12 protein-coding genes are annotated in these 12,089 nt (G+C 55.1%); 4 read left to right on the plus strand and 8 right to left on the minus strand.

Annotation, left to right across the window (positions count from 1 at the left end; genetic code table 11):
* The 3 genes from QWJ34_RS26735 to QWJ34_RS26745 form a co-directional block, all read right to left on the minus strand.
* Nucleotides 1-1,392 (minus strand): DUF5704 domain-containing protein (locus QWJ34_RS26735; RefSeq protein WP_302732185.1); only part of this gene is annotated, 1,392 nt, incomplete at its 3' end.
* Between the two features lie 41 nt (nt 1,393-1,433).
* Complete coding sequence (locus QWJ34_RS26740) at nt 1,434-2,765, minus strand: S-layer homology domain-containing protein (protein ID WP_302732186.1); 1,332 nt, start codon at nt 2,763-2,765, stop codon at nt 1,434-1,436.
* A 215-nt stretch (nt 2,766-2,980) separates the two neighbouring features.
* The gene (locus tag QWJ34_RS26745) at nt 2,981-3,775 is read right to left on the minus strand and encodes a DeoR/GlpR family DNA-binding transcription regulator (RefSeq protein ID WP_302732188.1); all 795 of its coding nucleotides are present in this window, start codon (nt 3,773-3,775) and stop codon (nt 2,981-2,983) included.
* A gap of 334 nt (nt 3,776-4,109) precedes the next feature.
* Between QWJ34_RS26745 and QWJ34_RS26750 the strand changes: the two genes are divergently transcribed.
* The 4 genes from QWJ34_RS26750 to fucU all read left to right on the plus strand — a co-directional run bounded on the left by QWJ34_RS26750 (nt 4,110) and on the right by fucU (nt 9,107).
* Nucleotides 4,110-5,888 carry an L-fucose isomerase gene (locus QWJ34_RS26750; protein WP_302732190.1) on the plus strand — a complete coding sequence of 593 codons (1,779 nt, stop codon included), beginning with the start codon at nt 4,110-4,112 and terminating at the stop codon, nt 5,886-5,888.
* Nucleotides 5,889-5,966: 78 nt separating this feature from the next.
* The gene (locus QWJ34_RS26755) at nt 5,967-7,817 is read left to right on the plus strand and encodes a rhamnulokinase (protein WP_302732191.1); all 1,851 of its coding nucleotides are present in this window, start codon (nt 5,967-5,969) and stop codon (nt 7,815-7,817) included.
* 173 nt (nt 7,818-7,990) lie between these two features.
* Nucleotides 7,991-8,668 (plus strand): class II aldolase/adducin family protein, encoded by a 678-nt coding sequence (locus QWJ34_RS26760; RefSeq protein ID WP_302732193.1) that lies wholly within the window; start codon nt 7,991-7,993, stop codon nt 8,666-8,668.
* Between the two features lie 13 nt (nt 8,669-8,681).
* A complete protein-coding gene (gene fucU, locus QWJ34_RS26765) occupies nt 8,682-9,107 on the plus strand; it encodes an L-fucose mutarotase (protein WP_302732194.1) in 426 nt (141 codons plus the stop codon).
* A 219-nt stretch (nt 9,108-9,326) separates the two neighbouring features.
* Here fucU and QWJ34_RS26770 read toward each other — a convergent pair whose 3' ends face one another.
* The 5 genes from QWJ34_RS26770 to QWJ34_RS26790 all read right to left on the minus strand — a co-directional run bounded on the left by QWJ34_RS26770 (nt 9,327) and on the right by QWJ34_RS26790 (nt 12,023).
* Entirely contained in the window at nt 9,327-9,977 is a 651-nt protein-coding gene (locus QWJ34_RS26770; RefSeq protein WP_302732195.1) for a histidine phosphatase family protein, read from the minus strand.
* Between the two features lie 501 nt (nt 9,978-10,478).
* Nucleotides 10,479-10,739, minus strand: coding sequence for a CRISPR-associated endonuclease Cas2 (gene cas2 / locus QWJ34_RS26775; protein ID WP_302732196.1), 261 nt, complete (start codon nt 10,737-10,739; stop codon nt 10,479-10,481).
* 1 nt (nt 10,740) lies between these two features.
* The gene (gene cas1 / locus QWJ34_RS26780; protein WP_302732199.1) at nt 10,741-11,223 is read right to left on the minus strand and encodes a CRISPR-associated endonuclease Cas1; all 483 of its coding nucleotides are present in this window, start codon (nt 11,221-11,223) and stop codon (nt 10,741-10,743) included.
* 12 nt (nt 11,224-11,235) lie between these two features.
* Complete coding sequence (locus tag QWJ34_RS26785; protein ID WP_302732197.1) at nt 11,236-11,505, minus strand: Dna2/Cas4 domain-containing protein; 270 nt, start codon at nt 11,503-11,505, stop codon at nt 11,236-11,238.
* Nucleotides 11,506-11,534: 29 nt separating this feature from the next.
* Complete coding sequence (locus QWJ34_RS26790) at nt 11,535-12,023, minus strand: hypothetical protein (RefSeq protein ID WP_302732198.1); 489 nt, start codon at nt 12,021-12,023, stop codon at nt 11,535-11,537.
* Between the last annotated feature and the right edge of the window lie 66 nt (nt 12,024-12,089).

The raw sequence follows: 12,089 nt of genomic DNA on the forward strand, positions 1-12,089 counted from the left end.
CGGATTCTCTTCATCGGGCTCGGGCGCTTCCTTTTTAGGCGTCCATGTGAAATGATAAGTTTGTGAAACGGTCAAGTTATATGTACAAACTCCGACTTTTTCCTGGAATTTATCTTTATACAGATAATTATTAGCTAGAACACTTCCGTATAGACTCTCCGAAGTCGGGATACCCTGCAGCACATCAAAGATTTGCCTGTCTCGCTGATCCGCTTTGATCATCCCCGTCGCTTCGGGTGTCATTTTGGTACCCGTGATCGAACGTCCATCTTCAATTGTGCATGCTGCATCCGGCTCTGTCGTTGGTGGAGGTCCATCTTCCGTATAGACCCGGTAGGAATCGGGATATTGGTAGCTGTATGAATAGACGGTGTAGTTGTAGGCGGCGTAATAGAATGTCATGGCTTGAGTGTTAGGATCTTTTGGATTGTATTCTCCACCGATTTCCCCCTTTTTATCTGTACCTGGAATAATTTCATACTTGTAGCCATCTGAGCCATGCTTTTGTACAAATTGAATTACAGCATATGTCAAGTCACGAATATCCTCTTTAGCAGGGTCGGCTTTTCCATCTTCATCTAAATATTGACCGTATACAAAGGATATGATTTCTGTACTAGGCTCCGTTCTTCCGGTTAAGTTATTTGTTTCGTCCCGCACTACACTATTTTTTAACACCTTTACTCTTTCGTCGCTTGGCTTGGTAGGGTTCAGTTTATGTATTGTATTAGCTCTGTTATCAACAACATATTCTTTAAAGTCAAATATTTCTCCGAACTCTTCGCTGTAAAAAGGCTGGTCCCGCTTATACTGAATAGTCAACTTAACCGTTTTCCCAGGAAACTCCTCGTACTGTTTCCCTTTAATCCCTTCTGACCCCGCAGGCGGGTCGGTAAAATTCTTACCGTTTACCGTTCCGTTGAAAAATTCCCATCTGCCTGTTTTTCCTGCCCACCAGGATCGACCGACGAAATCTGTATTCTTGGTATTTCCAATATCCCATTCCGCATCTCTCTGCCAAGCAAACCATGTTCCATTCCCTTCGTTTTCAGCAGATTTCACTTTGATTGTTTTTCCCGTAAAAGCCGTGGATTGTTGAAATTTCTGATTGTTCACAGGAACTGTTTTGACGACTTCACCATCGCGGTAAAATACAATTTTAGCGATTTTTTTATTTACTCCTGCATCTTCTCGAATTTGTGTCGTTGTAGCTGTAGGGTTACGACTAAATTTCAATTTCGTATATTTCTCTGGTACATCTTCGCCTGCTGGATTCTTGCCACTCGGACTGGACATACGCTCGGTTGAATTGTAAGACACTTGTTTTAACGGCGGTTCCGATTCAGCAGCTCTTGCTCCTAGAGGAGTGACGATGCTACTTATCAGCAGCATGGTACTTAATACTCCCCCCCATAATCTATTTGTTTGTATAGTCATTGGCTTTTGTTCCCTTGGATACTGAATATAGTGTTATGAGAGTAGAAAGCTTGGCTGCCAGCAGGCGTATTAATCGAAATTTTCAGCCCATAATCGTTAGTCCAACCTGTTTTAGGCAGAATTTGAGCCGGAAAATCATCCCACTTATTCAGATATACATTTGCCGCATTATTTAATGTACCATTGTAAAAGGCGTCGTCATTACTGGCAAATCCGGTCATGTATGCAGTAAGTTCATTTCCGTAATGATCTGGATCATTATTGAAAATAGTATGTTTTTTAAAATAGACGATATAACTTTTCTTCCAATCGGCAACCATCAGATTTTTTATGGATGGTCTGTTATTAAACCATTTCAACTTCTCAATCGGCGGCAGCAGCTTCAGATTCGGATCTTTTGGATCTTCCAAGTCGATTGCGATTACCGCATCCAGCTGCGCTTTGTACTTGCCGTTCTTGGATGTAATCGTCATTGCTTCTTCGTCCCACAGTTCTTCCGGCGAGTCTTTGGCTGTCATCGCGTACTTGCCCGAAGTTGTGCGCCATACCTCCGGCATCACCGTAAAAATATTCGTCCCGTGCCAAGCAATCTCCGCGCTCCCTACCGCATACGAATCGACCGAAAGCTTCTTCCCCGCCTTCGCCGACAGAATCCGCTCGATGATCACGACCGACTGCGCGCGGCTGGTGGCTTCGTTCAGGCCGAGTTCGCCTTTGCCGAGTCCGGTGATCAGGCCTTTCTTCGTCGCCAGATACATCCATTTATCGTTTTCCGTGGCCGTCTCGCCCGCCGCCCGTGCGGCGATCCGCGCCATTTCGGCGCGCGTGATCGTTTGGCTCCAGGCCGCGTCGCTGTTGGCAAAATCGGCCGCCGTATACAGTCCTTTTTCCGCCGCAGCCGTTACGTAAGGCGCATACCATTTGCCGGACGCGCCGCCGACTTCGAGACCCAGCGCCGACACGACCATTTTGACAAATTCCGCACGGCTGATGCTGGCTTCCGGTTTAAACGTTCCGTTCGTATAGCCGGACACGTAACCTTTGGTTACGCCCGCCGCGATGCTGCTTGCCGCCCAGTGGCTCGATTTCACATCGGTAAATCCACTTCCCGCGGCGCTCGCCGGCGCAGCCGGACCTGCGGTTCCCCCGATCCACAGTGCCGCCGCCAATGTCATGCCCAAGCCTTTTATCCAACTCTTTCTCATTATGTAAACACTCCCTCTTCCGATTGTGCTTTTCCAAAATTCTCTATCTCTATTGTCGCTTGGTTGCAGGAATTGGGAAAGACCCAATTTCCAGATGCCGCAGAATCGTCGAAAATCACGCAAAAAAGCGGACGGTCTTCTCCCGAAAGAGAAAACAACGTCCGCGTGCTTCGCGTAACCGTATCGTAAACTTGCTGTCTGTCTTAATGTAAACCGGCCGAAGCGAAAAAGCAAGCCTTGTTATCTTGTGAATCTCTCGTTCAAAGCAGTCGGCGGCGTATCGAGCGGCAGTCGAACTGCGCTTGAGAGGCGCGGCGATCCGTTATCCTTCGCGCATTTTATACGCCGCTGTCTTCCGATTCCGCGTCCTGCTCCCCGACCACCACCGTCACCCCGCGTCCGCGCAGAAACTCCGTCCATTCCTCCGCCGGCTTCCGGTCCGTTACCACGAAGTCGATCTCGCCGAAATCGAATAGGCGGATAAAGGCGAGCCGGTCGAATTTGGAGTGGTCCGCGAGCAGGATAACTTTGTTGGCCTGGCGGCGCATCAGCAGCTTGAGTTCGGCTTCCGCTTCGTTGGAGTCGCAGATGCCGCCGTGCATGGACAGCGCTTTGCAGCCAAGCAGCGCCACGTCGGCGTTGTAGCGTTCGATCGTGCGCGCGGCGTCGGGGCCGACAAACGAGCTGGTCGACGCGCCCAGCGTGCCGCCGGTGCCGATCAGCCGGTGTCCGGACTGCTGAAACGCCGACAGCGCCACCAGCGAGTTGGTGATCAGCGTCAGCCCTTCGCGCCGCTCGGTCAGCAGCCGCAGCGCCTCGAACGCGGTCGAACTGGTGTCGGCCATCACGCTGTCGCCGCTCTGTACCAGCGCAAGCACATGCTCGGCGATCCGGCGTTTGGCGTCCAGATTGAGATCGTGCCGGCTTGCGTACGAAGGATCGCGATTGACCGGCGCGTTCAGTACGGCTCCCCCGTAATTTTTTTGCGCGAGACCTTCTTTCTCCAGCTTGTCGAGGTCGCGGCGCACTGTTTCTTCCGATACCCCGAACGTTTGCGCCAGCGCGGATACCTGCACTTTTTTGTTGCGATACAGTTCGTTGACGATCCATTCCCGCCGATCCTGCGCTTTCATCCGCGATCCGCTCCCATGTGTGAATTACTTTTTACGGTATCATGAAAAATACAAAACCACAATTCAAATTCAAAAACAGCCGCCATAAAACCACAAAACCACATTAAAACAAGTTTTATATGTGGTTTTCGTGTTGACTTTGGAAGGTAAGACTTTTAAGATGGAGAAAGAAACCGGAAAAAGAGCGGCGGCGCGGTCTATAATGATAGCGCTTTATTGAATAGTCGAATCGGCGGCGTCCGTCTTGATTCATGTCCGGTCGTCCTTTGGCGTTTACCCCTCTCGTCCGGCGTCAAAAGGCCCACAAATTTACCCAAACCCAAGGAGGATGGTTATGTCGACCACCGTTACCAAGCAGTATCCGAAAATCGGGATTCGTCCCACGATCGACGGCAGAAGACGCGGCGTGCGCGAGTCGCTGGAAGAGCAAACGATGGGCATGGCGCGGCGGACAGCCGCTTTTTTGCAGGAGAATCTGCGTTATCCCGACGGCTCGCCGGTGGAGTGCGTGATTGCGGATACGACGATCGGGGGCGTGGCGGAAGCGTCGGCGGCCCGCGAGAAGTTCGTGCGCGAGAACGTCGGCGTTTCGATCACCGTGACGCCGTGCTGGTGCTACGGCTCCGAAACGATGGACATGGACGCTTCGATTCCGCACGCGGTCTGGGGCTTTAACGGCACGGAGCGCCCGGGCGCGGTGTATCTGGCGGCGGTGCTGTCGGCTTATGCGCAAAAAGGCATTCCGGCGTTCGGCATCTACGGCGAGGACGTGCAGGAATCGAGCAGCGAAGACATTCCGGCCGACGTGCAGACCAAGCTGCTCCAGTTCGCCAAGTCCGCGCTGGCCGCGGCGATCATCAAAGGCAAGTCGTACCTCTCCATGGGTTCGGTGTCGATGGGCATCGCCGGCTCGATCGTCAATGAAGAACTTTTCCAAAATTACCTCGGCATGCGCAACGAATACGTCGATATGTCCGAGTTTATCCGCCGCGTCGAGGAAGAGATTTACGACAAAGACGAGTACGAGAAGGCGCTGAAATGGACGCGGGAAAACTGCAAACCGGGACCGAACAACAATCCGGAGCATCTGCAAATCGGCCGGGACGAACAGGACAAGCAGTGGGAATTCGTCGTCAAAATGACGCTGATCGCCCGCGACCTGATGGTCGGCAATCCGAAGCTCAAAGAGCTGGGATTCGAAGAAGAGTCCAACGGGCATTTTGCGATCGCGGGCGGCTTCCAGGGACAGCGCCAGTGGACGGACCATTTCCCGAACGGCGACTTCATGGAAACGATCCTCAATTCCTCGTTCGATTGGAACGGACGGCGCGCGCCGTACATCGTCGCCACCGAGAACGACAGCCTCAACGGCGTCGTGATGCTGTTCAACCATCTGCTGACCGGCACGGCGCAGATCTTCGCGGACGTGCGCACGTTCTGGAGCCCGTCGGCGGTCGAGCGCGTAACGGGACATAAACTGGAAGGACCGGCGGAAGGCGGTCTGCTGCACCTGATCAACTCCGGTTCGGCGGCGCTGGACGGAACCGGCGAACAGCAGCTCGACGGCCAGCCGGCGATCAAGCCGTTTTGGGACGTGACGGACGAAGAAGCGGCGAAATGTCTGGAAAAGACGCTGTTCCGCCCGGCTTCGCAGGAATATTTCCGCGGCGGCGGCTTCTCGACGGATTACCTGACGCGCGGCGGCATGCCGGTCACGATGGCCCGTCTCAATCTGGTCAAAGGACTCGGCCCGGTGCTCCAACTCGCGGAAGGCTACACCGTCGATCTGCCGGAAGACGTGCACCGCACGCTCGACGAGCGCACCGACCCGACATGGCCGACCACCTGGTTCGCGCCGACTCTGACGGGCAAAGGCGCGTTCGCGAGCGTCTACGACGTGATGAACAACTGGGGCGCGAACCACGGCGCGATCAGCTACGGCCATATCGGCGCGGACCTGATTACGCTGGCGTCCATTTTGCGGATTCCGGTCAGCATGCACAACGTGGACGAGCAAAAAATCTTCCGTCCGCGCGTCTGGTCGCTGTTCGGCACGGATAACCTGGAAGCGGCGGATTACGCGGCCTGCAAGAATTTCGGGCCGCTCTACTAAGATCGCGCACGTTGAAGCGATGCTCGGCTGACGAAATCCTATGCCACAGCGAATTTCACCGGAAAGCAGGGTAGGTTTATGAGCAAAAATGTTCATTCGGAGAGTGAACGGCGGGCCGTGCAAAATGCGCAGGGTAAGCGGGATGCGGGAGCGCCGGAAACGACGGCGGAATCGTCCGTGGAAACGACTATGAAAACGACGGCGAAAACGCTTGAGGAGCCGGGCGGCAGTGCTTCCGCTTCCGTCAAAAACGTGCTCGCCGTCGATCTCGGCGCAAGCTCCGGGCGGGTGATGCTGTGCGGCTACGACGGAACGAAGCTGGAGCTGCGCGAGATTCACCGTTTCGACAATGTGCCGATCGAGGAAAACGGCGGCTTGTACTGGGACGCCGACCGGCTGCTGGAGGAGATCAAGACCGGCATCCGCACGGCGGCCTGCGAAGGGCGGCCGATCCTCAGCATCGGCGTCGACACCTGGGGCGTCGATTACGGCTGGATCGGCCGGGACAGCCGGCTGCTGCGCCGGCCGCACCATTATCGCGACGAGCGCATGTCGCGTCATGCGGGCGAGCTGGAGCGCCGGCTGCCGCGCGCCGAGCAGTTCAGGCTGACCGGCAATCAGCCCGATCCGATCAATACGGTGTACCAGCTCTTCGCCGATCTGGAGGAAGAGCCGACGCTGCGCCAGGAAGCCGCGCGCTTCCTGATGATGCCGGACCTGCTGCATTATCAGCTGTCCGGCGTCATGGCCGCCGAGCGCACGATCCTCAGCACCGGCGGGCTGCTGGAAGCCGGCGGCGACCGTCCGGCCGCCGAAGTGCTGGAGCGGCTGGGCCTTCCGGCGGCGCTGTTTGCGCCGCCCGTTCCCTCCGGCACGGTGCTCGGCGAGCTGCGGCCTGAGCTTCAGGCCGAGCTGGGCTGCGGCCCGCTGCGCGTCGTGGCCGGCGCTTCGCACGACACGGCGTCGGCCGTGGCGGCCGTGCCTTACGGCCGGGGCGGCGCGTCCGTGCCGGCGGCGGGCGAAGCGCGCGGTAAGAGCGAGAGTACCGGCGCAGCGGTGACGAGCGAAGCGGCGGGCGAAGATGCCGCGAAAGGCGAAAGCGAAGAAGTCGGCCCGAACGCGGCCGGCGCGGCTTCACCGCCGCGCCGGATCTCCGGCGGCGGGCGGCCGGAGACGCCGGCGGGCGAAGCCGCCGGCACGGAAGCCGTTCGGCCGCCGCGCGGGCCGAACGACGCCCTGCCCGCCGCGGCTTTTATCAGCTGCGGCACCTGGTCCATCGCGGGGATCGAGACCCCGCGGCCGGTGCTGTCCGAGGCCGCTTTCCGGCGCGGCCTCACGAACGAGGCGTGCTTCGGCGGAGGCAGCCGCCTGCTGAAGAACATCACGGGCCTGTGGCTGCTGCAGGAATGCCGCAGGCACTGGAATGCCGCGGGCGAAGACTTCAGCCACGCGGATCTGGCGGCGCTGGCCGAAGCAGCCGGCCCCGCCGCCGCGGTGATCGATCCGGACGATCACCGCTTCAACGCTCCGGGCGATATGCCGGAGCGCATCCGGCAGTACTGCCGGGAGACCGGGCAGCCGGTGCCCGGCAGTCCGGGCGAGCTCGTGCGCGTCGTGCTCGAAAGCCTGGCCGACGCGTACGGCCGGGCGATCGACGAGCTGGAGTCGATCTCGGGCCGCGCCGTCGGCGCGGTCCACCTGGTCGGCGGGGGCAGCCGCAACCGGCTGCTGTGCCGGCTGACCGCCGAGCGGACCGGCCGCATCGTGATCGCCGGTCCGGTCGAAGCGAGCGCGGCCGGCAGCGCGCTCGTCCAGTTGACCGCGCTGGGCGAACTGGATTTCGCCCGCCGCGCCGAGATCGTCGAGCGCTCGTTCCCGCTCGAACGCTATCTTCCGGCAGCAGCGGAGCAGCCGGAAGACGTGCGCTAAGAAGCCGGATCTCGGCATACATTTCGTCGCATTTCCCCGGCATTCATCATGCCAACCGGCAGCATTCACCAGATTTCAGACTGCGCGGCCCCTCCTTGCGAATACGAGTATTTATAAGAAGGCGAACCGGCCGCTTCCCGTCATCTGATTTTATCGAAAAAGGAGAATCTCCCATGACCCAACCGCATAACGTCGCCGATCCCGCCGAACGCGAGCGCCTGCTGCGCCTGCAAATCTGCGATATCGGCCGTAATCTGTTCAACAAAGACTTCATCGCCGCCAACGACGGCAATATTTCCGCCCGCCTGTCGGAAACCGAGATTCTCGCTTCGCCGACCGGCGTCAGCAAAGGCTACCTGGAGCCGCATATGCTGGTCAAAGTCAATCTGGACGGCGAAATCGTCGAAGCGTCCGAAGGCTATCGCCCGTCCACCGAGGTCAAGATGCACCTGCGCGTATACCGCGAGCTGCCGGAGATGAACGGCGTCGTGCACGCCCATCCGCCTTACGGGACCGCTTTTGCGATCAAAGGCGAAGCGCTCGACAAGATGATGATGCCGGAATCCGTGATCGCCATGGGCGATATTCCGCTGGCCGCTTACGGCACGCCGTCGACCGAAGAAATCCCGGACTCGATCATGCCGTTCCTCGGCAAGAAAACGGCCGTGCTGCTCGAAAGCCACGGCGCGCTCACCTGGGGCAAAAGCGTGATGGACGCCTACATGAACATGGAGCGCCTGGAATATACGGCCAAGCTGACCTTCCTGACGCGCATGATCGGGGGCGAACGCGAACTGCCGCAGCACCGGATCGACGAGCTGGTCGCGCTGCGTTCGTTCTACGGTTTTTAAGAGAGGAACTGCCATGCTGAAAAAAATCCCCAAAATCCTGTCGCCCGACCTCGTGCACGCCCTGATGAAAATGGGCCACGGCGACGAAATCGTGCTGGCGGACGCCAACTTTCCCGGCCATTCGCTCCACGCCAACGTAATCCGCTGCGACGGCCTCGGCATCCCTTCGCTGCTCGACGCGATCCTGGAACTGCTTCCGCTAGACCCGTACGCCGAGCATCAGGCCGCCCTGATGAGCGTCGTGCCCGGCGACCCGGTCGTGCCGCAAATCTGGGATACGTACCGCGAGATCGTCGCCCGCCACGACGCCTCCGCGCAGATCGCGTTCGAAGAACGCTTCGATTTTTACGAACGCACCAAAAGCGCCTACGCGATCGTCGTAACCGGCGAAGAAGCGCTGTACGGCAATATTCTTTTGAAAAAAGGTGTGATCGGATAATTCGCGTCTCTTAGGCCGTGCAGCGGAGTTTGAACATGCGATTCTTCTTTCCTCTGCCCGCGCCGTCTGCTCGAACCAAAAGAAGCCTGAACGGACTCGATTTTCGCGTCCATTCAGGCTTTTCGATTGCGATCCGCAGCTTGATCCGGCACACTCAAACCGTAAACCGGCCCGCGCACATCGCACCTATTTTCGCTCAATCTTGATATCGTGCTTCTGCTACTGATTCACGCAAACCATCCCGTACTTATCGTCCGCGTACTCCAGAATCGTCACGCTCGCATTTCGAATCTCGACCGTCACATCGAATCCTTCGCACATCTGGTTCAGAATATTGCGAATGGTGTTGCCGTGCGTGACAACCAGGATATTCGCTCCGTCCTCGTAGTCGAGTCCGACAACATCGTCCAGTCCGCCTTTGATGCGCGTCCACAGCTCGTCGAAATCTTCGGCGTGGCCGTAAGGGTCCGCTTTCTTGGTGAGATCGGCGAGTTCTTTGACCGTGCAGTTTTTACGCAGTTCTTCAAAGCTTGCAATCCCGCCGGCCTCGGCGATCGCGGTCAGCGCGACCTTCGACAGCTCCCCCTCGAAGCCGCCGAAAAACGTTTCGCGAAACGCTTTCGTTCGATTGATAACAGGAACGGAATGCCGGTTTTCTTTCAAAATAATCTCGGCCGTCTCCAGCGTTCTGCCGGAATCGCTTGTGTACACGTAAGCGAACTTCGTGTCCGCAAGCTTCTGTCCGGTAGCAACCGCCACCGTCCTGCCTTCGTCGGTAAGCGGACTGTCCGACCAGCCCTGCATTCTGCCGTAGCGATTCAGATACGTTTCGCCGTGCCGGATGAGATAGACGTTGACTTTTTTGCTCATGTTATAACCTCCTGTGCTGCATCGATTCTTTTTTCTGCATTAGGCAGAACTGTTCTCTTTGTCTAACCCAATCGCTTACCCGTAAAGATTCACAATCTTTGAATTCCCTGACTTGTATACGCGGGTGCGTTTCAGCGTTCCTTATACAGCTTGCTTCTTTAACTTACCATAAAACCGAAAGCGCGGCCCGGCAAGTCAATATCGTATAGGCCAAACTTCATCCGTTTTGCGCTGCATTTAAATTAAACGGCAGTGCTCGACTTGAATGTTTATCTTCATATCCCACTACGTTCAAATAAAACCCCGCCAAAAAACCGCTCAAAACCCGCGCCACTAAGCCTTTTCCGCTCAGTCGCGTTAGCCTATTTTGCATCGAACCGCCAATCGTGTAAACGTAACCGCTACGAACAGAACATCAAACCCTTACGGGGCAAGGGTTTGACCCGCATTCTCCAATTTTCCGGTTCGATGCAAAAAGCTTTAATCGCTTTTGTCCTCACGCTATAAGAACATTGTATCAAAAGATCGGTCTTCGCCAATTACTTCTTTCACGATATTGCGCGGATTATCTATTTTGTACAAATACACCGAATCCTGATCGTCCATGATCGTCTTTAATTCGGCCAGGCATCGGGTCAGCGTGCCTTTTGTGATCTCGCCTTCGAATACCGAGTTCTGCGTCCAGTCCAGATATTCCCGCAGCTTTTTGCAGACTTTGCCTACCCTTTTTTCGCCGACATCGTAAGTGATAATCACAAACATATTACCACCATGCCTTAAAAGGTTTGTACGTCTCGTCGCCGATCATATGCTTAATCAGCTTGTAGGCTTCCAAACGAATCAGATACCGATACGAAACCTGGCGTCCCAGCTTGCGGTGCTTGATCGTTTCTTTCATTTTGGCTTCGAAATCCATCAGGAAAATCTTTCGTCCTTCTTCGTTCAAAAAATACATGCCGTCTTCATCACGAAAATGTTTAGGCTGGATTCGGCGATTATTGACCAACGTAAATACCAGCGGATCGATCACCAAAGGTTTGAAAATCTCGGCGATGTCCAAGCACAATGAAAAGCGTTTGCTCGAAGGTTCGTGCAGATAGCTAATCGCCGGATCGAGTGCCGTTTTATACAACTCGGATAAAATGGTTGTGTACATCACGCCGTTGCCGAACGAAATCATGGCGTTAAGCGGATCTTTCGGCGGACGTTTGTTGCGACCGGACCACTCAAAGCCCGCATTTTTCACCAGCAAAGGAAACTATAGCATTTGCAGCCGATCCGCCCGCTCCATGCGGCTGCTGATCTTCACTTCGCGTATCCACATATCGTCGATGGCGTCGATTACGGCTTCTCCGCCGATCTCGATTTCTTTATCCAGCCGGTCGTACGCATAGTCGTGCAGCACCTTGCCTTCTTCGACGCGATCGCTATGCTGCTCCATGCCGAGTCCGTGCTGGAACAACCACAGCTTACGCTTGCATACCGCGTAATAGTGCATTTCCACACCGCGAATCTCTACCGCTTCCAAGATCATGCGCCTCCTGTTTGAAAAATGGATCACAAAAACAAAGAAGAATAAGCAGCTTTATCGATTTCAAGACCTGTCTTCAAGTCATAAGGAGCGTCAATGATATAAAGGTCTGTAATACCAGGAAACGAACTCAATAGACCGCTCTTTTTGGCTTTGTACATATTGACTCCTACCAAATAATTTTCGATATCTTTCCTGGCTTTCTTTTTTTGTTTCCATAAAGAATTTTTATCATTAAATACGTTCATTGCTTTATTGATTCTTGCTGTGTTCATCAAGCATCTGGGTACGGCTTGAACTTCTTGAATATCGCGAAAGATTTTCTGCGCTTGTTTTTTATTTATACCATATGGAATAAAGTCTCTAATCTCTTGCAGCGCATCATCGAACTTTTCCAAAAACTCTTTACCCTTGGTAGTTTGTTTAAGCAGTTTCCGATCATAGAGCTCTGCAATCATACATTGCTTGAAAGATTCACGCAGTACTGTACCATGATGAGAAGTCAGTAACTCCACGCTTATTAAGTCCATATACTTGTGTAAAATGACCTCTTAAAAAAAAGAGAGTCATGAAACGAAATT

The organism is Saccharibacillus sp. CPCC 101409 (genome assembly GCF_030518235.1).
Classification (GTDB): Bacteria; Bacillota; Bacilli; order Paenibacillales; family Paenibacillaceae; genus Saccharibacillus.